The 22515-nt window shown below is 35.8% G+C and carries 25 protein-coding genes and 1 other annotated feature; of the genes, 14 read left to right on the top strand and 11 right to left on the bottom strand.

Annotation, left to right across the window (positions count from 1 at the left end; all coding sequences use genetic code 11):
* Positions 1 to 23: 23 nt before the first annotated feature.
* The 6 genes from LG296_RS15805 (at position 24) to LG296_RS15780 (ending at position 6123) form a co-directional block, all read left to right on the top strand.
* Positions 24 to 626 (top strand): glycosyltransferase, encoded by a 603-nt coding sequence (locus LG296_RS15805; protein ID WP_404427226.1) that lies wholly within the window; start codon positions 24 to 26, stop codon positions 624 to 626.
* On the top strand, positions 619 to 1761 hold the full coding sequence (locus LG296_RS15800; protein ID WP_181418083.1) for a glycosyltransferase family 4 protein: 1143 nt from the start codon (positions 619 to 621) through the stop codon (positions 1759 to 1761). Before LG296_RS15805 ends, LG296_RS15800 begins: the two co-directional genes overlap by 8 nt.
* Complete coding sequence (locus LG296_RS15795) at positions 1758 to 2816, top strand: polysaccharide pyruvyl transferase family protein (RefSeq protein WP_404427225.1); 1059 nt, start codon at positions 1758 to 1760, stop codon at positions 2814 to 2816. Before LG296_RS15800 ends, LG296_RS15795 begins: the two co-directional genes overlap by 4 nt.
* Positions 2817 to 3061: 245 nt before the next feature.
* Positions 3062 to 4471, top strand: a complete 1410-nt coding sequence (locus LG296_RS15790; protein WP_251400072.1) for a GGDEF domain-containing protein — start codon at positions 3062 to 3064, stop codon at positions 4469 to 4471.
* A 112-nt stretch (positions 4472 to 4583) separates the two neighbouring features.
* A complete protein-coding gene (locus tag LG296_RS15785; RefSeq protein ID WP_251400075.1) occupies positions 4584 to 5885 on the top strand; it encodes an MBL fold metallo-hydrolase in 1302 nt (433 codons plus the stop codon).
* Positions 5875 to 6123 carry a DUF3006 domain-containing protein gene (locus LG296_RS15780; protein WP_107933769.1) on the top strand — a complete coding sequence of 83 codons (249 nt, stop codon included), beginning with the start codon at positions 5875 to 5877 and terminating at the stop codon, positions 6121 to 6123. The genes LG296_RS15785 and LG296_RS15780 overlap by 11 nt, the downstream gene beginning before the upstream one ends.
* A 54-nt stretch (positions 6124 to 6177) precedes the next feature.
* Here the strand turns inward: LG296_RS15780 and LG296_RS15775 are convergent, their stop codons facing one another.
* Positions 6178 to 6792: a PH domain-containing protein gene (locus LG296_RS15775; protein WP_107933793.1), complete on the bottom strand. Its 615-nt coding sequence runs from the start codon at positions 6790 to 6792 to the stop codon at positions 6178 to 6180.
* Positions 6793 to 7014: 222 nt separating this feature from the next.
* On the opposite strand from LG296_RS15775, the gene LG296_RS15770 reads away from it, so the two are divergent.
* Positions 7015 to 7806 (top strand): HAD family hydrolase, encoded by a 792-nt coding sequence (locus LG296_RS15770; protein ID WP_251400078.1) that lies wholly within the window; start codon positions 7015 to 7017, stop codon positions 7804 to 7806.
* Between the two features lie 304 nt (positions 7807 to 8110).
* Here LG296_RS15770 and serA read toward each other — a convergent pair whose 3' ends face one another.
* Positions 8111 to 9730, bottom strand: a complete 1620-nt coding sequence (serA, locus tag LG296_RS15765; RefSeq protein WP_107933765.1) for a phosphoglycerate dehydrogenase — start codon at positions 9728 to 9730, stop codon at positions 8111 to 8113.
* Between the two features lie 121 nt (positions 9731 to 9851).
* Positions 9852 to 10091 (bottom strand) — a binding site (T-box leader).
* A gap of 388 nt (positions 10092 to 10479) precedes the next feature.
* Here serA and LG296_RS15760 point away from each other — a divergent pair.
* Positions 10480 to 12126, top strand: coding sequence for an FAD-binding dehydrogenase (locus tag LG296_RS15760; RefSeq protein WP_404427224.1), 1647 nt, complete (start codon positions 10480 to 10482; stop codon positions 12124 to 12126).
* 70 nt (positions 12127 to 12196) lie between these two features.
* On the top strand, positions 12197 to 12979 hold the full coding sequence (locus tag LG296_RS15755; protein ID WP_404427223.1) for an enoyl-CoA hydratase: 783 nt from the start codon (positions 12197 to 12199) through the stop codon (positions 12977 to 12979).
* A gap of 51 nt (positions 12980 to 13030) precedes the next feature.
* Here LG296_RS15755 and LG296_RS15750 read toward each other — a convergent pair whose 3' ends face one another.
* Entirely contained in the window at positions 13031 to 13216 is a 186-nt protein-coding gene (locus LG296_RS15750) for a YhzD family protein (RefSeq protein WP_107933759.1), read from the bottom strand.
* Positions 13217 to 13432: 216 nt separating this feature from the next.
* On the opposite strand from LG296_RS15750, the gene yhaM reads away from it, so the two are divergent.
* Positions 13433 to 14371 carry a 3'-5' exoribonuclease YhaM gene (gene yhaM, locus LG296_RS15745; protein WP_251400084.1) on the top strand — a complete coding sequence of 313 codons (939 nt, stop codon included), beginning with the start codon at positions 13433 to 13435 and terminating at the stop codon, positions 14369 to 14371.
* Between the two features lie 127 nt (positions 14372 to 14498).
* Here yhaM and LG296_RS15740 read toward each other — a convergent pair whose 3' ends face one another.
* Positions 14499 to 15083, bottom strand: a complete 585-nt coding sequence (locus tag LG296_RS15740) for an SCO family protein (protein WP_404427222.1) — start codon at positions 15081 to 15083, stop codon at positions 14499 to 14501.
* 161 nt (positions 15084 to 15244) lie between these two features.
* On the opposite strand from LG296_RS15740, the gene LG296_RS15735 reads away from it, so the two are divergent.
* Positions 15245 to 15580 (top strand): zinc ribbon domain-containing protein YjdM, encoded by a 336-nt coding sequence (locus LG296_RS15735; RefSeq protein WP_107933753.1) that lies wholly within the window; start codon positions 15245 to 15247, stop codon positions 15578 to 15580.
* Positions 15581 to 15688: 108 nt separating this feature from the next.
* Here the strand turns inward: LG296_RS15735 and LG296_RS15730 are convergent, their stop codons facing one another.
* Complete coding sequence (locus LG296_RS15730) at positions 15689 to 16591, bottom strand: peptidylprolyl isomerase (RefSeq protein WP_404427221.1); 903 nt, start codon at positions 16589 to 16591, stop codon at positions 15689 to 15691.
* 140 nt (positions 16592 to 16731) lie between these two features.
* Between LG296_RS15730 and LG296_RS15725 the strand changes: the two genes are divergently transcribed.
* Complete coding sequence (locus LG296_RS15725) at positions 16732 to 16830, top strand: YjcZ family sporulation protein (protein ID WP_107933750.1); 99 nt, start codon at positions 16732 to 16734, stop codon at positions 16828 to 16830.
* A gap of 185 nt (positions 16831 to 17015) precedes the next feature.
* On the opposite strand, the gene LG296_RS15720 is transcribed toward LG296_RS15725, so the two are convergent.
* From LG296_RS15720 to LG296_RS15695, 6 genes are all read right to left on the bottom strand, one after another.
* Positions 17016 to 17201 carry a hypothetical protein gene (locus LG296_RS15720; RefSeq protein ID WP_107933748.1) on the bottom strand — a complete coding sequence of 62 codons (186 nt, stop codon included), beginning with the start codon at positions 17199 to 17201 and terminating at the stop codon, positions 17016 to 17018.
* A 90-nt stretch (positions 17202 to 17291) separates the two neighbouring features.
* Positions 17292 to 17834, bottom strand: coding sequence for a DUF3267 domain-containing protein (locus tag LG296_RS15715; protein ID WP_107933746.1), 543 nt, complete (start codon positions 17832 to 17834; stop codon positions 17292 to 17294).
* Positions 17835 to 18079: 245 nt separating this feature from the next.
* Complete coding sequence (locus LG296_RS15710; RefSeq protein ID WP_107933744.1) at positions 18080 to 18637, bottom strand: HTH-type transcriptional regulator Hpr; 558 nt, start codon at positions 18635 to 18637, stop codon at positions 18080 to 18082.
* A gap of 166 nt (positions 18638 to 18803) precedes the next feature.
* Positions 18804 to 19193: a YtxH domain-containing protein gene (locus LG296_RS15705; RefSeq protein WP_404427220.1), complete on the bottom strand. Its 390-nt coding sequence runs from the start codon at positions 19191 to 19193 to the stop codon at positions 18804 to 18806.
* Positions 19194 to 19357: 164 nt separating this feature from the next.
* Positions 19358 to 19891: a tryptophan transporter gene (locus tag LG296_RS15700; protein WP_107933740.1), complete on the bottom strand. Its 534-nt coding sequence runs from the start codon at positions 19889 to 19891 to the stop codon at positions 19358 to 19360.
* Positions 19892 to 20036: 145 nt separating this feature from the next.
* Positions 20037 to 20462: an HIT family protein gene (locus tag LG296_RS15695; protein ID WP_404427219.1), complete on the bottom strand. Its 426-nt coding sequence runs from the start codon at positions 20460 to 20462 to the stop codon at positions 20037 to 20039.
* A 117-nt stretch (positions 20463 to 20579) separates the two neighbouring features.
* Between LG296_RS15695 and LG296_RS15690 the strand changes: the two genes are divergently transcribed.
* Both LG296_RS15690 and LG296_RS15685 read left to right on the top strand, forming a co-directional pair.
* Positions 20580 to 21320 (top strand): ABC transporter ATP-binding protein, encoded by a 741-nt coding sequence (locus LG296_RS15690; RefSeq protein WP_107933737.1) that lies wholly within the window; start codon positions 20580 to 20582, stop codon positions 21318 to 21320.
* A complete protein-coding gene (locus LG296_RS15685) occupies positions 21313 to 22512 on the top strand; it encodes an ABC transporter permease (protein WP_107933735.1) in 1200 nt (399 codons plus the stop codon). Before LG296_RS15690 ends, LG296_RS15685 begins: the two co-directional genes overlap by 8 nt.
* Positions 22513 to 22515: the final 3 nt, after the last annotated feature.

Genomic DNA, 22515 nt, shown 5'->3' with positions numbered 1-22515 from the left:
GTAGCACGCTCCCTTAGGTTAGTATGTTAAGTCTACTAGCCCTTATAGTATCTGTCCAACTTAGTGTAGCCGATTCAAAAAGCGTAGTGGAAAAGTGGATAAAAACATCAAATCCTTCTTTCCCCATTATTATATGTAACCTTCCAGTAAATACAGGGTTTGCTGGTGCCCTTACTATCGGATATTTTATGAGCTCTGGTGAATATATTGCAGTTAACGATGCAGATGATATTTCACATCCTTCTCGCTTTGAGAAACAAATAGACTTTATGTTGAAGAATACGGATTATGATTTAATAGGTACGAATTATCAATTGATTAGTGAAAATAAAGAGGATAATGGCAAAGAAGCTAACTGGCTGCATTATGGCTATGATTCTATCCGAAAAGTTTATGCTGCTGGTAAGCACTGTATCTGTCATGGAACAATTCTTTTTAGGGGAAAGATTTTTGATATAGTTGGGGGACCAACTCGGAGAATCACTGGGGCAGAGGATTATGAATTTATCGTAAAATTCTTAAATGCCAATCTTAAGATAGATAACTTAAAAGAAGCATTGTATTTCTATCGCACCCATGATAAACAACGGTCTAAACAATTCTATGGAAGTGAAAAACGTGGATAATGAAAGGGTCTTACTTGTCGTTGATGCTTTATATGTAGGGGGTACAGAAACTCACATATTGTCATTAGCAAAGGAGCTAATAAAAAAAAATGTCTATGTTTCAATTGCGGCAAGAAAAGAAGGAAGCTTGATTAGTTCCTTTGAAGCTTTGAACTGCCCGATTCATCATATTGATTTTCCACGCACCCTAACTCTCGAAAAGAGCGATGAAGCAAAATTACTGAGGAAAATAGAAGATATAATTGAATCTGAAAAAATTTCTGTAGCTCACTTTCATCAAACTCCTTCAGGCTACTTAACGGGGAAGGCTGCGAAGAATAAGAGGATTGCAACAGTTTTTACAGTACATGGAACCTATTATCCCGAACAGGAAATTCGCATGCTACTGAAATATTCGGATACTATTATTTGTGTTAGCCCACCTTTATGCGAGTATATAAAGTCATTTGGAGCAAAAAATATTAAGCTGGTACCGAATGGTATTGATATAGAGGCATATTCGGTGAATCGATCAACGGAAGAGCTAAAAAAAGTTTTGAAAATACCTAAAGAATCTGTAGTTGTTTTATATGCAAGCAGGATAGCGTGGGCTAAAGCGAATGTTTGTTCAATGCTGCTAAGAGCCTGCAAGGATTTGAAATTAAATCCTATTCCCAATCTTCATCTCGTTGTTGTCGGTGATGGCAATAAGTTAAATGATATAAGAGTATTGGCACATTATATTGAAAAACTGTGCAAGGTGTCATTCATTCATATCGTAGGGGAACAGAGGGATATGCATGCTTATTATTCAATGGCAGATTGTGTGGTTGGAACAGGACGTGTAGCTTTAGAGGCAATGGCTTCAGCAAAAACGGTTATAACAGCTGGTAATCATGGTTACTTTGGCGCTGTCACAAAGGACAATTTTGATGAGGCGTGGGAGTATTATTTTGGAGACCATGATTCGAAATCTCCTTGCAGTAGACATGTATTGAGAGATAATCTAAAGCGAGTTTTACAGGATAAAGAATATTTAAAGAAAAACGGTCTCGAAACTCATGAAATAGTAGAAGAAAAATTTAATATTAAAAAAGTAGCTATTGATATAGTGAAAATTTACTCCGAAACGGTGAAAGGAGGGAATGGAAGTTGAAAAATCTCCTGTATATTGGCTGGATTGGCTTCAATAATTTAGGTGATGAATTATTGTGGAACATTTTTAAAGAGAAATGCGGAGAGTTTTTAGATGTAAAGGAGTTTGAAATTACCCCCTCTGTACCGGGAGTCGATCTTAAAAGTCTTGAAAAATATGATATGGTCATATTAGGAGGCGGCTCTCTCTTACTACCGGGGTATCTTCAAATTCTTCAAAAAGCATTGCATCAGGGAAAACCAGTAGCGATATGGGGTTCAGGAATCGACTGGATTGAAAAGAAAAATCTTGATTTATTAGAAAATAATCAGTTAAAATCTATGGAGCAAAACTTCAAGCAAAAGGATGTAGAGGTACTAGAAGAAGTAATCGAAAAAGCATCGTTTGTAGGAGTTCGAGGTCCATTAACAAAAAAAGCTATTGAAATTATGCTAGGTACTGAAAAAGCGAAAAAAGTAAAAATTATTGGTGATCCAGGATTATTATTGAAAAAACCGAACCTGACAAATAAAAAAGAAAAAATAATTGGCATCAACTGGGGAACTACATTCAATCGTTTATATGGTGGAAATGAAGCAAAAGTAGAGGATCAGTTAGTGATGGCAGCTAAAGAACTGATCAAATCAGGATATAAAATTATGATATATACCGTGTGGGGCAATGATATTCCACATTGTGAAAGATTATACAAAAAAATAAATGATTCCCAAAATGTAATTCTTGATAAGAATCTTTATAAAGAGAAAAAGCTTATGGAGAAATTATCACAGTGCATGGGAACTATTAACTTTAAACTACATGCAAATTACTTATCCTTTACAGCAAAAGTCCCAGCAGTAGCATTGGGTTATCGATTTAAAATTTTTGATAATGCGGCATCACTTGGATTACAGCATTTAGTCGTGTCGACCGATTCCCAACAGTTAACTAAAGAAATATTGGAACGGGTAGCAATAATAGAGAAAGATGAAGCAAAGATTATCGCACAATATAATGCTGCTAAAAAGCAATACAGCCCACTTTTAGAGTCACTGTTCACGAATGGTTACCTATAAAAATTAAGGAGGCTTCCGATATTTTTGGGGGCCTTTTTATAATGGCTTAAAGGTGTATTTTATAGTAATTAACTCATTTTGTTATTTCAAAAAAAAAGTTGAAATGATATAGTGTTTAAAAAGACTGAATTTTCATTTTTGCAAGATTTTTAGATTACATTTATTGTAAATGATTCGTAAATCATGTATAAATAGATTATGATTATTAAGAGAAAAGTAATGGGGATTGGTTAGGGAGTGATGAGTTGCAAGAACTAGAAGAATTGAAAATTACCATGGAAGCTCTAGTTAGAGAAGACCGCTTTAACGAATTTTTAAACTTATTTGAACCAACAGCAAGTCTTGCATTACAAGAAAAAAATTATAATTTATTAATAGATTTATATATAAAAAGAAGTAAAATATATTTTATTCTTGGGGATATCCAAAGCTGTATTGGTGATTTGAAAAAAGTTACAGAGTGGATTGATGAGCATGGAGCAGATGGACAAAAAACAATTTATTTAAATATGTATGCTACGATTTGCGGAGAACTTGGTAATCAAAAGAAGAATTTCGAATATCTAAATAAGGCGAAGGCTCTTGCAACGAAATTAAATGATATTCTCACTCTGTGTAAAATCTACAATAATCTGGGCGTTTACCACTTAGTTGAAGGAGATCCAGCAAGTGCGGTTAAACATCTTCAAAAGGGTCTTGATTTATCAAAAAAACTGGATGAGTCAAATGAAGATGAGCTAATGGTACTGCTGAAGCTAAATTTAGCCAAGGCTTATACAAACTTGGGAGAATTTAAAAAAACAGAAGAGCTTTTTGATTTTCTGTTTGACTATATAGATGGCAAGCAATGGATGAAAACGTCTATTTACGTATTGCAATATAAGGGACTGTGGTTTAAGGCACAACAACGTTTTGAAGAAGCAAATGAAATCTTAGTAAAAGCCAAGGATTTTGCTTCGAAAAATAATGATCTAATTTTATTAGAAGAGATCAATAATATCTTGTTAGAGGTAGTCACGGAGTTAAACGACAAGGATCTTCTAATTGCCGTACAAAGGGATTATATTGATATCCTTTTGAAGATAAAAGGAATTAATTTAAATCAGAATTTACTGCAAATCGAAATGACTCAAAATGAAAAACAATTTGAATCGATTTCAACTAAGGATCCCCTGACATCCTGCTACAATCGCCGTTACTTTGAGAAAACTATTAAAAAGTGGTTAAAAGAAGCGAAAATGACTGCACAATTAATCGGCTTTTTTATCCTTGATGTCGATTATTTCAAGCAAATAAATGATCAATTTGGCCATCTTGTAGGGGATGATGTATTAAAATCTGTTGCCAATTTGGCAGCTGAGTATTTATCGGCATATGATAGTATTTTTGCACGCTATGGTGGAGATGAATTTGTTGCAATGGTTAAAGTTTCATCGAAGGATGAGCTGATAGAAATTGTTGATAATCTTTATAATCACATATCAGACACAATTATTGAACTCGATGAAGAAAAGATATCGATTAGTATAAGTTTAGGTGTTAGTACTAATGTGAATGGGATGCTAACGGATTATAAGGAAATCTTTAAATTAGCAGATGATGCTCTTTACGAGTCAAAACGTAATGGACGTAATCAATATACAGTGAATACTTAAAAGGAATAGCGAATAATGCTATTCCTTTTATTTTGCGAAAAAAAGGGTATCTAAAGATTAAATGCATTTACACTATGTATAATGTAAATTGTGAAGGAAAGGAAAAGACATTATGCGAAAAATTTTAGTTATAGTTAGCTGTATATTATTTCTAGTTGGTTGCTCGAGCAATACGGATAGTACGTCGAGTAATCCAGCAACCAAAAATCAAAATGAACAGATTGAAGATGAGGCTGCCGATTCAACGATGGTAGTCAATGATTTATTGAGAGTGCATTTTATAGATGTCGGTCAGGGCGATTCCATTTTGATTGAGTCTCCAAACAAGCACTATATGCTTATCGATGCAGGAACAAAAGGGGCAGGTCAGGAGGTTGTTAACTATTTGAGCAGTCTTGGTATTGAAAAATTAGACTATGTTGTTGCAACCCACCCCGATGCAGATCATATTGGCGGCTTAATTGAAGTGATAAATACACTTAAAATTGATAACTTTATTGATTCGGGCAAAGTACATACATCGGCAACTTATGAAGAAGTGTTATCGCTTATTGAAACTAACAATATTCCATTTCAGGTGGCAAGTATAAATGAGGATGTATTACTTGATGATAAACTCCAAATTTCAGTTTTAAGTGCAGATCATGATGCAAAAGATAACAATGACGCATCAATTGTTTTAAAGCTAGTCTATGACGAGATTTCGTTTTTATTAACAGGTGATGCGGGAATTGAGTTAGAAGAAGAAATGATGGCTAAGTTTGATATGCGTGCAACGATTTTAAAGGCAGGCCATCATGGTTCAAATACAAGCAGTTCTTTACAGTTTATAGAAGCAGTCCATCCAGAAACGACAATATTGAGCTATGGACAAGATAATTCTTATGGACATCCTCATTATGAGGTTATTCAAAATCTCCAGCAGGTTGGAAGTAAAATTTACGGTACAGCTGAAGCGGGAACTATTGTAGTTGAAACAGATGGAGAAGAGTATGACGTTCTAGCTGATGAATGGACAGGAATCGGGGCAACAAGCTCAATAGCGCCATCGAGTAACGGTGAAGGCGAGAGCGACCCAAACACTAATAGTAATAAGGATAAGAAGAACATTCAAACAACTGGAGATATAGTGATTGATAACTTAGATTTAGAAGGCGAAGTTGTAGCGATTAAAAATAATGGTACAGAAGATGTAAACCTAGCTGATTGGCAGCTCTATTCAGTAGAAGGCAATCAAATGTTTACTTTCCCAAAGCTTACATTATCCTCGGGACAAATAATTTTTGTTACTAGTGGTCCTGATGCAAAGGATGGGGATGGTTATATAAAATGGACAGGTCGTCAAGTGTGGTTAAATAGTGGTGATACTGCCCAACTACTAAATCCGAAAGGGGAAATTGTTAGTGAACAATAACGCTTATACATTAGATCGTTTCGAAGGGGATTATGCGATATTCCTAAAACGACCTGACGAAACGGATCAATTATTAATCCATCGTGCAAAGATTGATGTTCCAGTAAATGAAGGGGATATAGTGCAAATCCTCGATGATGGAGAAAATTATCAAATTACAGTTTTGCAAGAGCAAACGGAGGCGCAAAAAGAAAAAGTTCAAAATTTATTGGACCGATTGAAAAATCAGAAAAACTAGCATTATGATGAATAAACCCGTACTCGTAGTAGGAAGAGTACGGGTTTTTATCATTTAATTTCTTATAAACAGATCAAATACATCACTATAATCTTCTTTTGTGTAGTTTCGGCTACTTTCCTGTAACCATTGATTTGTAAATTCAGCGATGGATTTAAAGGATTCAGAAGGAGAAGCTTGGCCATGTCCTGAAGAAGCAAGGCTCCTCGTGGCATATTCTAAGCTATCGAACATATAGTTTCGATGCTTTTCATTTTCACGCATGATTCGCTCCATTGTGACTAAGCATTTATACAGGTCTTTTGCTTTCTCAGAAAATTTTTTATGAATCTCAATGTTAAAAGCAGTTTCACCAATCGTGAATTTTATTTCATTATCTAAATCCATTGTTCCGATTGTTTCGAAGGATACTTGACGTAATGTATTAAATTTATAGTCATAGCGTTTTAATGTACGTTTTTTACTAACAGCTGAATCACCGTACACATGAATTAATGCTAAATTAGTAAAGCAATATTCATCTGTCTTGGTTTTAACAAGAAAGTAAATATGCTCTCCCATTTCGTAAAGAAGATAATCATCCGATTCCGTTTTATCATAATCAAAGGGTTCAAACATTTTCCCAATATCCGATAGTCCTAGAGCGTCAGATGCAAACTTTTTAATCATCATCTCTCTCCCTCTTCTGGTAGCTAATTGGTGTTTAAATGAACATATGCTGTTGCCAGAGCTTGTATAACTTCAATTAGGTGACCAGATATTATTTGGTAAAAGGACAAATAAGCTGGAATCTATTATCCTAATAATTCTGAAATTATGATAAAATTATTAGTGAAAACATAGTTGTTACGCCGAATAGATAGCAAATTGAATGATATGGGAGATAGGGACATGCCAATAAAAACAATTATTTTTGATTTAGACGATACCTTATTATGGGATAAGCATAGTGTGAAAACTGCTTTTGAAAAAACCTGTGAGTATGCACAGCAAATATGCTATATTGATGCAGCTGAGCTTGAAGAAGCTGTAAAAATCGAAGCCCGAAAGTTGTATGAAGCCTACGAAACTTACGATTATACTGTTCTAATTGGCATTAATCCCTTTGAGGGACTATGGGGAACATTTGACGATCCAACAGAATCCTTTCAAAAAATGAAAGAGATTATTCCGGCATATCGCAAAGAAGCCTGGACAAAAGGCTTAATGACTCTTGGCATTGACGATGCGACACTTGGTGCTGAATTAGGGGAGCGTTTTGTTGAGGAACGTAAAAAATCCCCATTTGTATATGAGGATACATATGCAGTGTTAGATGAGTTAAAGGATAAATATCAGCTGGTATTACTAACAAATGGAGCACCAAGTTTACAAAACCTAAAGCTTGAAATCACTCCAGAGATTCGCCCTTATTTTGATCTAGTTATCATTTCAGGTGAATTTGGAAAAGGTAAGCCAAAAGTAGAGCTATTTGAATTTATGATGGATAAAGCAGGGATTACAGCAAGTGAAGGAATTATGGTTGGCGACAACTTAAACACAGACATTAAAGGCTCTGCAGGCGTAGGCATGAAAAACGTATGGATCAATCGTGAAGGCAAAGTAAACGATACAGAAGTAGAACCAACCTATGAAGTAGCATCTCTGACAGAGTTTCTGGAGCTGCTCAAAACGATAGATTAACTAGAAACAGGTGAGGGAAATGATAGAGTTTCCTTCATCTGTTTTTTGTTTGTGGGTGGGGATGCGTTTCATAAGGGGGGAATGCGGCAAGTAAAAGTAAGCCCGTGATGCACTTCATAACCAAAATGAACCTCATTCCCAAAGCTAACCACAGTCCAAACCGTATCAGACACCGCATCGCACAGCAAAATTACACCTCACTCCTCCTGTTGAACTCGATCTAACTACATCCACAATACACAAGCTTCATTTAAAACACATAAAAATGCCTCACCACAAAATCGTCGTGAGGCATTCCACCTTATTAAAGTGTGATTGCTTTTACTTCATCAATATTTTCAAGCTGTTCTACGTAGTTTAAGTCTTCAGATGTTACTTCGTTATCGATAGTTAGCATCATAATTGCTGTTCCGCCTATTTGATCGCGGCCAACCTGCATAGTTGCGATGTTAATATCTTTTTCTGCAAGCTTTGTAGCTACGCGGCCGATAGCTCCTGGTTTATCAGTATTTTTAATGTAAAGTAGGTGACCCTGTGGAATCACGTCTACTACATAGTTTTCTACTTTCACGATACGTGCACCTAAACCATTAAGCAGTGTACCAGCTACAGTGTGAACTTCGTTTTCAGTCTTCACTTCAACTGTTATTAAGTTTGTGAACCCTTTAGCAGTTGTTGTTTTATGTTCATTAATTTTAATGCCGATACGTTCAGATAAGTAGCGTGCATTCACATCGTTTACATGCTCTCCGTGATTTTTCTTCAATAAGCCTTTCAAGTTATTTGAAGTTAAGGGACGCACATCATAGTTTGCCACTTCGCCCGCATATGAAATGTTGATTTCTTTAATCGGCTCAGTTGTAACTTGAGATAGGAATGTTCCTAATTTCTCTGCTAGTTCAAAGAATGGCTCTACCTGTGCCAATAATTCTTTTGGTATGGATGGCATGTTCACTGGGTTTGTAACCGTGCCTGTTTTAAAGAATTTGATAATATCGTTAGAAACGTCAACAGCTACTGATTCTTGTGCCTCGATTGTTGATGCACCTAAGTGGGGTGTAGCAATTACTTGAGGTAAAGTTAGTAATTTATGATTTGTTGCTGGCTCTTCAACGAAAACGTCAAGTGCAGCGCCTGCTACTTTACCCTCAACGATAGCATTATATAAATCCTCCTCATCAATAATACCACCACGTGCACAGTTTATAATGCGTACGTCGTTTTTCATGATTGCGAATTTATCTTTATTTATCAAGTTGCGTGTCTCTGGTAATAATGGCGTATGTACCGTGATAAAGTCAGCAGCTTGAACCACCTCATCAACAGTCCCTTTTGTAATGCCAAGCTCTTTTGCACGTTCTTCAGTTAGGAATGGGTCATATGCAATAACATTCATTCGTTGACCTTTTGCGCGGAAAGCTACTTCTGTTCCGATACGGCCAAAACCAACAACACCTAAAGTTTTGTTTTTGAGCTCTACACCTACATAAGATTTACGATCCCAAACCCCATTTTTTAAGGCGTTATAAGCCTGAGGGATGTGACGAGCAAGTGATGTCATCATTGCAATCGTATGCTCTGCAGCAGAGTTTGTATTACCATCCGGTGCATTGACAACAATTACCCCATGTTCAGTAGCAGCGGCTAGGTCAATATTGTCAACGCCAACACCAGCACGCCCAATTAACTTTAAGTTTTTTGCAGCAGCAATAATTTCACGCGTCACTTTAGTTTGGCTACGTACTAAAAGCACATGAACATCTTCAATTCTAGCGATTAATTGTTCCGGTGTAAGGCCTGTTTCGATTACAACGTTTAGGTTTAATTCTGTTTCTTGGCGAAGAGGGAAAATCCCATCCTCACTTAGTGGATCAGCGATAAAGACATTAATAAAGTTAGTTGCAGTTACAGTTTTTGTTACCATAAATAATCTCTCCCCTTAAATGAATTTACTAATTATTTTGACAATTAAGTTGACACCTGATGTTAGAAGTGAATTAAAAAATGAAAAAAATAAAAGCCTCCCACACCCTACATATTTTTATGTAAGGGGCGAAAGGCAAAATTAACAAACTTACGCGGTACCACCCTTATTCGCTGCCAAAAATAATTTTGGTCAGCCTCTAAGCAAATGCGTAACGTGCATGACACGGACAAGCATACTTTAAGTTTTCAGCTTATCTATTCAGGAGTGGAACTACAATCGTAGAAATCACTGATTTTCACCAACCATCAGCTCTCTAAGGATTTCAATCGAACGAGCATGTCTCCATCGTTATATTTTTCGTTGATTTAATTGTTAACATCATAATCCCTATTGTTCAGTTCTGTCAACAGAATATCTAAAATAATTTGAAAAACATTATGAAAAGGCTTACTTTTCACATTAAAACACGAACTATATTTACATTTCATTTAAATAATGTTCGCTAATTGGATAACGTATTTTCGGAAGGAATTTCCTCGTAATAAATAAAATAAGCTTAAAAGTCAGAATATTATTGCATTTATTGCTAACAGGGATGTTAGAAAACGATAAAAGTAATTTACACAATTAACGCGATAAAGCGAATATTGTCAGTCAAATGAAAAAATAAAAAATAAAGTTTAAAGGGAAACAAAAAATGCATCAAGAAATCTATATATAGGCTAATAGTCAAAAGGGGTGGAAATGTGAAATATGATGTTGTGATTGTTGGTGCAGGTCTTGCAGGTCTAACAGCTGCCTGTGAATTAATCGACTCAGGGAAAAAAGTATTACTAGTTGACCAAGAACCTGCAAATTCAATTGGTGGGCAAGCATTTTGGTCGTTCGGTGGCTTATTTTTAGTGGACTCTCCAGAGCAAAGAAGGCTTGGCATTAAGGATTCTAAGGAATTAGCATGGCAAGATTGGATGGGGACTGCTGGGTTTGATAGATTAGAAGACGAGGATGAATGGGGATATCAGTGGGCAAAAGCCTATGTGGAGTTTGCAGCAGGAGAAAAATATGAATGGTTACAGTCTCTGGGCGTAAAATTTTTTCCGGTTGTCGGTTGGGCAGAAAGAGGAGGCTCATTAGCTGGCGGACATGGAAATTCAGTACCTCGTTTTCATATTGTTTGGGGAACCGGTCCGGGAATTGTTGAGCCTTTTGCCAAAAAGGTCGAGCAAGCTTCACTAGAAGGCAAAATAGATTATAAACCTCGCCATAAGGTAGATGAGCTTCTTTCTTCAAATGGAGTAGTTGTAGGAATAAAAGGGAAGGTCCTTGAAGAAAGTTCAATTGAGCGAGGGCAGGAAAGCTCGAGAATAGAGGTAGGGGAGTTTGAATATTATGGCGATGCAGTTATTGTGGCTAGTGGAGGAATTGGAGCAAACCTAGAGCTTGTGCGAGAAAATTGGCCAAGCAGACTTGGGGAGCCACCGCAAAATATGGTGACAGGGGTTCCTGCTCATGTGGATGGACGAATGCTGAAAATCTCAGAGAATGCTGGCGCAAGAATTGTGAACAGAGACAGAATGTGGCATTACACTGAGGGGCTGAAAAACTGGAATCCAATCTGGCATAATCATGGAATAAGAATATTACCAGGACCATCTTCTTTATGGTTTGACGCATTAGGAAATCGTTTTGGTGCTCCAAATTTCCCCGGCTTTGATACTCTAAGTACCTTAGAGGCTATTTCAAAAACTGGGTACGATTATTCTTGGTTTATATTAACTGAAAAAATGATTGAAAAAGAATTTGCTTTATCGGGATCTGAACAAAATCCAGACATTACAAACAAAAGCATTCAACAAATACTAAAGCGAGTTTTACCAGGTCCACCAGCTCCAGTAAAGGCCTTCATGGATAATGGCGAGGACTTTATCATTGCAGATAGCTTGAAGGATTTAGTAGAAGGCATGAACAAGCTGGCTGGCAACGAATTGCTCGATTTTATAAAAATAAAAGATCAAATTCTAGCTAGGGATCGTGAGCTGGATAATAAGTTTACAAAGGATATGCAGGTAATGGCAATTCAAAGTGCCAGACAATATTTGGGCGATAAATTAATAAGAGTAGCTAAACCACATAAGCTTCTAGATTCAAAAAATGGGCGGCTGATTGCAGTTAGGCTAAACATTTTGTCGAGAAAAACTTTAGGTGGCCTGCAAACAAATTTAAATGGACAAGTACTTGGTGAAAGCGGGGAGCCGATTCCAGGACTGTACGCAGCTGGTGAAGTGAGTGGCTTTGGTGGAGGTGGCGTTCATGGCTATCGATCGTTGGAGGGGACATTTGTTGGAGGATGTCTGTTTACTGGAAGAAAAGTTGGTGAATATTTAAGTAAATAAAGGGAAAATGTAGAGAAAAGTTGAATATATATACTGAATGGATATTCATTTTAAACTTGGGGGTAATAGAATGGCTTATGAAACAATCAAGATAGAGATTGCTGATCGACGTGCAACCTTATCCTTTAACAGACCGAACGTTGCAAATTCTATGAATCTATTAATGATGCAGGAGCTTGCTGATTGCTTAGAATTCTTAAAGGATAATCCAGAGGTTCAAATTTTAGTCATTAAAGGGGAAGGGAATATTTTCTCAGCTGGTGGTGACATTAAAATGATGGTAACCTCAGGTGAGCCTAAGGACTTCGAAAACATTATGAGCTACATAACGCGTATGGTATTAGCTCTTTACCAATTACCGATGATTACGATTGCAGAAATTCGTGGTGCAGCGGCAGGTCTTGGCTTTAGTTTGGCACTTGGGTGTGACGTTATCGTGGCAGAGGAGAATAGTAAGCTTGCAATGAATTTTATAGGAATTGGATTAATTCCAGACGGTGCTGGTCATTTCTTTATGAAAGAGCGAGTGGGCACACCAAAAGCAAAACATTTAATTTGGGCTGGCGATGTCATGAATCCAAAAGAAGCGCATGACTTAGGGCTGATCGATTACCATGTTGAAGAAGGGGAAGCGGGTAGCTTTGTAGACCAGCTTGTTGGGAAGTTTTTATCCTCTCCAATCTTAGCAATGCTTGAAACGAAAGAGATTTTGCATTCAGAAAAATTGCCTGAACTTACTAGCATTTTGAAAAAGGAAGCAAGCGGGCAAGTGAAAATGCGTAAAACAGAGGATCATTTAGAGGGCATTAAAGCATTTATAGAAAAAAGAGCACAACAATTTAAAGGTAAATAAAACAAAGGCGTCTCGAGATATTCATCGAGACGTCTTTTATGCTGCTAAAAGTTAAATATGGAATAAAACAAGCTTACCAGAAGAGTTCACTAGGCGATGAGTTTTTTCTTCTACGCCTTTTTCTTCTATTTGCTTTTGACCTTCCACTTTGGCAATCTCTTCACTTTCAAATGTCCAAACTTCATCAAATAAAATTTCCCCTGTTTTTTCAAACGCTGTAAATCGAAAATTTTCCATATCATCCCTACCCCTTTTTATAGAAGATATAGTACATTATACAAGATATATTGAGATAATTCATCGTAAATAAAGAAAATTCAATTAATCGAAGGAGTTATTTTCTATTAGGTAAAAGAAGTAGTTCTTTAGAATTTCAATCGTATCAGTCGAGATTGCATGTTACAATAGTGGTATCGAAAAATGAACTAGTATATAAAAAGGAGTGTTTTCTATATGAAAGGAATCACACAACTCCAAGCGGGTGAACAAGTAAACCAATTTTTATTGATCAAGCAAGCTACTAAAGGTGTTACAACCGTAGGAAAACCTTTCATGACACTCATCCTACAAGATAAGAGTGGGGATATTGAGGCGAAGCTATGGGATACAAATGAAGACCATGAAAACATGTATCGTCCTGAGGTAATTGTACAGGTCGGCGGAGAAATTCACGATTATCGAGGGAAAAATCAACTACGAATTAAGCAAATCAGAGTTGTAAAGCCAGAAGAGGGAATCCAGATAAATGACCTTCTACCGTCAGCTACAACGCCAAAGGAAGAATTGTATGAAGAACTAACACAATATTTCTTTGAAATTAAAAATCCAAGTATTTCTCGAATTACAAGATACATTCTGAAAAAGTATCAACCAGAAATTACTGTTTTTCCAGCAGCTTCAAAAAACCATCATGACTATGCGTCAGGTTTAATAGACCATGTTGTTTCAATGCTGCGTCTTGGAAAATCTATTTGTGATCTATATCCATCCTTAAACCGAGATTTAATTTATGCTGGTGTGATTTTACATGATATCGGAAAAGTAAAGGAACTTACAGGACCGATTGCAACTTCCTATACGGTTGAAGGGAATTTACTTGGCCATATTTCAATTATGGTAGACGAAATTGGACAAGCAGCAAAAGAATTAAATATCGATGGAGAAGAAGTCGTTATTCTTAAGCATATTGTTCTTTCCCACCATGGAAAAGAAGAGTGGGGAAGTCCGAAGAAGCCTATGATCCAAGAGGCAGAAATTCTCCATTACATCGATAATATCGATGCGAAGATGAATATGCTTACAAGAGCCTTAGCTAAAACCAAACCAGGCGAGTTCACAGAAAGACTATTCCCACTAGATAACCGCTCGTTCTACAAACCAACATTTGAATAAGTAAAAAAAACAGGGCACTTCAAAAATATTGGAGGCCCTGTTTTAATTTTAGAATAAATTAGACGAGGTTCTCAGCCTTATCTAACGCTAATCTTCACAGCAGGTATCCCGAAAGCTTTTCGGCTCCTCACTGAGCCAACTTCTTCAAATCACTAACAATATCCTGAGTAGGCACGTTGCTGTAACCATCATAGGATTTAACGACTGTTCCGTTCGAATCTACAAGAAAATACTTTATATCATGGATTACGTCATCACTGCCTGTTAACTTTTTGGCAACGGTATTAAAGGACTGGAGAGCGAATTGAGATATTTCTGTTTGCTCATAGCCTGTTAAAAGCTCCCATTTCGACTCATTTTCCACAGGATAGTAGGATAAATAGTTATCTAATACCTCAGGTGTGTCATAAGCAGGATCAACTGAAAAGCCGACAATTTTATAATTTTGAATGCCTTCATTTTCAATAGCAGCATGAACATCCATCATATTGGAGGTCATGGGTGGGCAGACTGTATCACAGCGAGTATAGATAAACATGGCAAGCCATGGAATCCCTTTTAAGCTTGCTAAGGACACTTGCTCGTTTTTTTGATTGGTGTAGTCAAAATCCATTACCTTAAAATCATGTTCAGCTTCAAATTTAGCAGTGGAGCATCCTGAGAGTAAAAATAGTAAAACTAAAGCTGTCCCAGTAATTAAAATTTGTTTCATAATAAGCTCACTTTCATATTTTTAAATATTAGTTTGTACAAAAAAGAGAAATATTTGTCCTTTAAATCGTATTCAATCCAGGATATTTAGAAAGTATGGTGGAAAGGAAGAGATTTCTATATACTTAAGACTTGATCTAAGAAGATTGGAGGAGAATTGAATTGAGTTTACCGAATTGCCCAAAATGTAATTCAGAATATACATACCAAGATGGAGAATTATTTGTGTGTCCTGAGTGTGCCCATGAGTGGACAGCAGGAGAAGAACAAGCTGAGGATGATGTGCTTGTTGCAAAGGATGCAAATGGCAATATTTTAGCTGATGGGGATACAGTAACAGTTATTAAAGATTTAAAGGTAAAGGGAAGTTCGTCTACCTTGAAAATTGGCACGAAGGTGAAAAATATCCGACTTGTAGAAGGAGACCATAATATCGATTGCAAAATTGATGGGTTTGGTGCCATGAAGCTAAAGTCTGAGTTCGTTAAAAAAATCTAGCTAGTAGCGTTAGCCTGTGACTAGATTTAGTTTCTGTGTTTTATGCTATCTATAAATTTAAAATCAAAAAGACGCGTAAACTTTTGAGGGTTTACGCGTTTTGTATTATTATTTTTCAGCTGGTTCTTCAGTCTCTTTATTTGCTTCAGCATCAGCATCAGCATCTGTCGTTAAATAAGTATCTAAAGCAGCTTTTAAATCTTCGTCTTTAATATCAACTTTTGCATCTTTTAATAAATCAGTAATCTTAGCTGTTAAGTCACCTTTTGTTGCAGCAATTGATTCTTTAATTTCTTCTTTTTTCTCTTCTAAAGTACCGTAGTTCTCAACTTCACGCTTGTCCGTTACTTCGATAATGTGGTAACCAAATTCAGATTGAACTGGTTCACTCACTTGGTTTAACTCAAGAGCGTAAGCAGCATCATTGAATTCAGGAACCATTGTACCTACTGTAAACCATCCAAGGTCTCCACCGTTTGAAGCAGAGCTATCTGAAGAGTATTCTTTTGCTAAAGCAGCGAAATCGCCACCAGCTTTTAATTTTTCAACAACTGTATATGCAGTTTCTTCGTCAGCAACTAGGATGTGACGTGCATTTAGTTCGTATTTAGCTTGGTTATAATAGTTTTCGATTTCTTCGTCTGTTACTTCAACATCTTTTGTAGCTTTTTCTTGTAAAAGTTGGAAGCGTACATTTTCTTTAAATGTTTCTTCAGTTAAACCATTTTGAGCTAAGATGGCTTCAAAAGATTCTCCGTATTGTTCTTTTACAGAGTTGAATTGTTCTGTAATTTCTTCATCAGACACTTTGTAGTTGTTTTCTAAAACCTGTTCAACTACAACTTGCTCAAGTAATGCTTTACCTGCAAGTGTTTTGATTTCTTCATAGAATTGATCTTTCGTAATATCACCATAAGTTGTGGATACTACTACATCATCGCCAGAGTTACTACAAGCTGCTAAAGCAAAAACAGAAGTAGCTAGTGTTAGTGCTAAAAATGGTTTTTTCATGTGTGTTTACTCTCCTAACTTCGATTGAAATCAATAGTAACTATATCATAAACGTTTCAAAAACAAAATGGGTTGCATGTTCGTTTGCCTAAGCACAGTTTGCACGCAAGCATAGTATATTTTTGAAAGGGGGTGTCGTAATGGGAAATAGCTACGGTGGCGGATATGGAAGTGGTTTCGCGCTTTTAGTTGTATTGTTCATCCTATTAATTATTGTAGGTGCAGCTTTCATCTACTAATTACAAAACAATATAACCAAACAAAATGGGGAGCTAGAGGCAATAAATGCCTTTAGCTCTTTTTGTGGATAAAAAAGTAAAAAACTTTCTTTGCACATTATAATTTTTCTAAAACCATTATTGTTCTTTTCCAATACCTTATTAAGTTCCCGTACCCAAAAGGGAACATATAGCTAGCCTCTTTTTTATAACGCTACATAAACCTCTACGTAGAATGACACTAATAAAATTGTGATTAATATATTTATAGTCCGGAATATTTTTTCGTGTTTTTCCTCGGGTATTTCTTTTTGTGTGACAAGTGCATATGTCATTCGATTTATTTGGAATAAATAAAATACTGAGAATAGCACTACAATCATAAGTAGCAAATCTATTCCTCCCCTCTTTCACTTCCTTTAAGGATAACAAAAAATGCCAATGTAACACAAGTAAATGTAATGTAAAACCTAAACTTGCAGTTAAATAAGTGAAGGAACTAAAATTTCGCAGCCTTTAGGTGTTTCTTCTATAACAGAATCCTTAGGTGCACCGATTAAATCCTTAATATATAAAAAGTCGATAAAGCAAATACTGCAATGATAACCCAATAGTATGGAAGTAAAATGCGCGTATTCCTCATAGGAAACTGCAGCAAATATAAGCAGCCCGTTTATAATGATGAATGGTGTTAATAGGGTAATGATATATCGGTTCTTAGGAATAATCGATTTAATGCGCATTCTAATAATAGGAATAAATTTATAATCGATTTTAAATCGTAATTTTACTGATTTTCGATATTCGAATAAAGAAAAATAATGCATAAGCTTGTGTATTGGATAAAGAAATACAAAGCAAAGCATAAATAGCCAGAAGTAATCATCTCGATAAAATGTAGGATGTACTCGGCCGAATAGTATAAATGATAAAGAAAAAACAATTACAAATAACGAAATAGCCATAATTGTTAGCCATGTAGAGCCATATTCTCTTTTTATGTTAACTGTTTTCCAACAATGCAAGTAGGACGACCCCTTTTTTCGATTTTAGTAAAAAATTAATGTTTATAAAATAGAATATTTTTATTTTGAACGAATCATTGTATTTTTACTACATTTTGTGAGTGAAGATATTGTAAATGAAAAAAAAGGGAATTGCTACTCCATTTAGGAAAAAAATGAAAAGAAAAAGAGTGTATCGCTACACTCATAGTAATCCTTGACATTCAATTTTGTATTCATACAAGCAAGCGTAAATTGTGTGAATTTTATCTTTTCAAAATAAGTTGTTGATCTTCGTCTTCAACAAGTGAGTCTTTAAAGTTTTTAAATGAGCGTTCAAATATTTCGATAAAATCTTCGCCATAGATATTACGAATTACAGCCATGACATCTAAGAACTCTGGGAATCTACCATATAATTCTTTTAATGCTAGAGATCCTTCAAGGATTGAATGATGTGTATCGTAATAATGTTCGTACATTTCCAAGATTAAGTCTGAGCCTTTTCCTGTAAGCTCAACATACGTATTACGTTTGTCGTCATCACGTTTAGAAAACTCTAATAAGCCTCGTTCTTCAAGCTTCTTTGAGAAGTTGAAAGCAGTGGAAACGTGCATAACTCCAAATCTAGCAACATCTGAAATTGATGCTCCTTTTAAGTGGAATGCTATCCATAAAATATGGTGCTCATTAATATTTAAATCGTAAGGCTTAATCCATTGCTGCCAATCTTTTTCTACTGCCTTCCATAATGCTTTTGACAATTGTGCAATTCGTTGGCTATAAAGCATTGCTTCTTTCATCGTGTATGAATCTTCTGACAAAGCAAACACCTTCTTTCATTTACATTATGAAAATATTATAGCAGTAAAAGAAAAAAGTTTAAAGTTAGAAAAATTAAATAATTGAATTATGGCGAAAAAATGTTATAAATTAGTAAATTAAAACGGAAAAATACTCACATAATAACCAGTATTTAGGGATAAAGGATTACTCTGTTTTATCATCTTTCTTCTGTTTATTATTTAAATCTGATAAATTATTCTCGATTTCTATAATAGATTTCTGTAAACCATCTATTTCTTCTTTAAGCTTGGCTGTATCTGGCTCGATATCCTGGTTGAATTTGGAAATAGACTCTTTAAGTTGATTCATTATTTCTGGGATATTATTTTTCACTTCGTTTTTTAATGTAAGAATCGAGTCTTTCACACTGCTTGAATGGTGTTTAATTTCCTCAAGATTTGTTTTCGCAATTTTAGTATTTTGTACGATGCTCGATCTTATTTGTTTACCAGATTGGGGTGTTGTGAAAATGATTGTTGTAAGTCCTCCAATTACTCCAGCAGATAGTCCGATTAAAAATGGTTTTGCGCGCATTTAAATCACTCCTTAAAAGTATGTATACCTTTTATATAAATTTTCCTATTCTTACCCATATTAAACCATGAATTCGACTTTTTAAAAAGATTGTAAGGAGAGAAGTATTGTGGGGAAATAAAAAAGTGCAGACAAAGTTATATGAACCTTGTCTGCACTGATAATTAAGCATGGGAAATAGATGTATTGAAATTTGCTCGTTTTAATAGGTTTGTAATGATTGGATAGATGATAACAAAGGCGATTGTATTTAACACAGCTCCAGGTAGTACAACTGCTATAAATAGTGCACTAAATGCAGCACCTCCAGGTAAGCCTACCAATAATAATGCCATAGACAGGAATACACTTCCTGAAATAACGGTACATATAGCAACTAAAACAGCCCCTGTTGCCACCTTTTGAATTAAGTGTCCAAGTACCATAACAATTGCTAAGAAAACAAACCCTGTAATCAATTTATCAATGATATTTGGGAAGAATCCACCAGGGAATGTTGAAAATAGCCCTGAAAGTACTCCCGTTGTGACTGCTAATAAAAATGTTTCTTTAAAGGTAGGGAATAACAAGATTCCTATAAACATCATTGTTAGCATAAAATCGGGCTTCATGCCTTCTCCATAGCCTGGAATAACCAGATACAGTACTGCACCTACACCAACTAAAAGTGCCATTAAAACTAGGTTTTTCGTTTTCATTTCTAAACTCTCCTCTACAATTCTTTTCTCTTAGATTCCTAACGTGCACTCATTGCCGTTAGCGAAACTTACATTGATTTTAAAGGTAATATAAATATTTTGCAACCTCATGTAATAGAATACTATATAAGCTTCATTCTATTAATTAGTTATCTAAATTCTCTTTAATTTGTGCTGCAACAGTTTGAAGTACGTCAGAAGTAAATTCATCTTGCTTTGTTTCCCACTTTAACTTTAGGCCGTCTGTCTCGTCGTATCGTGGGATAAAGTGTAAGTGATAGTGAAATACTGTTTGCCCTGCAAATGACCCATTATTATTAATCGTATTTAGCCCTTGTGGCTGGAAGGCTGCTTTTATGGCATTTGCGATTTTAGGTGCAGCAGCGTAAAGGTTTTTTGCAACGTCCTCTGGCATCTCAAATAAGTCTTGGACATGCTGCTTTGGAATTAGTAAGGTGTGACCCTTTGTAAGAGGAAAAACATCCATGAATGCATAAACATTTTTATCCTCATACACCTTAGTACTTGGAATTGATCCATCAATAATTTTACAGAAAATGCAATCGCTCATTAGTATCATCCTTTCGAGAACTCGTTAAAAACATTTTATACACATTTTAACATATCAGAACTGATTCTATTCGCATTTTTTGGTAAACTGGAAAAAGAATAGGAGTGACAAAAAACTATGACAGTGTTACAACTAACAGACGTTACAGGTGGCTATACAAGAAAGCCAGTAATTAAAGAATTATCTTTTACAATCGGTGAAGGGGAACTGGTCGGTTTAATCGGTTTAAACGGTGCGGGGAAAAGTACGACGATTAAGCATATAATCGGTACGCTGATGCCTCAAAAAGGGGAAATTCGTTTAAATGGTGTCACTTTAAATGAAGATCTTGATAAATATCGGTCTTCGTTTTCTTATATTCCGGAGACACCTGTTTTATATGATGAGCTTACATTAAAAGAGCATTTAGAATTAACAGCAATGGCCTATGGTATTGATGAACATACATTAGCTTCACGCTCACAAAGCCTACTTAAGGAATTCCGAATGGAAAAACGCTTAAATTGGTTTCCTTCTCATTTCTCAAAGGGAATGCGTCAAAAGGTTATGATTATGTGTGCATTTTTAGTAAATCCACAGCTTTATATCATTGATGAGCCCTTTGTGGGACTAGATCCACTAGGAATTCAATCGTTGCTAGACCAGATGGATGAGAAGAAAAGGGATGGTGCTTCAATCCTCATGTCTACTCATATTTTATCGACAGCAGAAAAGCATTGTGATCGCATTATTTTATTACATGAGGGACAAGTACGAGCTCAAGGGACGATGAATGATCTAAGACGCGCCTTCCAAATGCCTAATGCTACTTTAGACGACCTATATATCGCCATGACAAAGGAGCAAGACAATGAATAGTTTGCAGGAGGTATGGTCTAAACGATTTAATCACTATATGCTAGAGGTACAAAAATATATGCGCTTTGTTTTTACAGGACATATCGCCTTAGTGCTTGTCTTTGTAATAGGTGCAGTTGGCTATCAATATAGCGAGTGGTTAAAGGTAGTAGCTAATACATTTCCAGCAGAGTGGCTTGTAGCAATTATCGTGGGCTTTTTATTAGCTCTTAGTCGTCCAGTTACTTTGCTTAGAGATCCCGACCAGGTGTATTTACTACCATTAGAGTCCAAAATGCCTGCCTACTTTAGAAGTGCACTTAGATGGACGTTTTGGTCTCAGATTGGACTAGTCGCTATTATTTATATAGTAGGAATTCCATTATTGAAGGCTGTAACCGAGCTAACTCCACAACAAATTTGGTTAAGCCTGGCAATTATCATTATTTTGAAATATTTAAATGTGCATATTGAATTCAATTATCGTTATGCAAATCGCGGAGCTAGTTTAATAATCGACAGGATAACAAGAGGGCTGCTTTCCATTTTAACGGTACAATCAGCTCTTACAGAAGGCTATTCCTATGTAGTTATTTTCATCATTTTATTATTTGTGTATAATCGTACATTAGCGAAAAGAGTAAAGGTTCAACCGATACCTTATGAGCATTTTGTAAAGGTAGAGCAAAATCGAATGATGGCCTTTTATCGATTTGCTAACTATTTTACGGATGTACCACATCTACATGGTTCAATCCGCAGAAGAGGCTGGTTGAATTTTATCTATTCGATTGTGCCATACAGTCAAAAAAGCGCACAAAGCTACTTAGTGTATCGTACATTCATTCGAACGGATGATCATTTCTATTTATGGGTTCGTTTAACGGTCATCTCTGGTTTGATTGCACTATTTGTTAATATGCCGGTGGTAACATGGGTTGTAGCTGCTGCATTGGCATTTGCTACTACAATTCAGTTAAAGTATGCGCTTTTGTCATCAGGGGATTTCCGTATGGATCGACTTTACCCTGTGGAACCAGCCCAAAGAAAAAATGCTGTAAGAAAAGTATTGCGTCTGTTTGTGGTCATCCAAGCAATAATTGTTATGCTGTGTGACATTGGACAACCAATGTTTTTTGTAACAGGCATTATCATTATTGTCATAGGTGAATTCACCTTCCAGATGACAAAGGATCCCTCAATTGAATACTAATAA

Source organism: Ureibacillus chungkukjangi, assembly GCF_044795995.1.
Taxonomy (GTDB): Bacteria; Bacillota; Bacilli; order Bacillales_A; family Planococcaceae; genus Ureibacillus; species Ureibacillus chungkukjangi.
The sequence above is the reverse complement of the archived record's forward strand: the minus strand, read 5'-3'. Positions and strand labels throughout refer to the sequence as shown.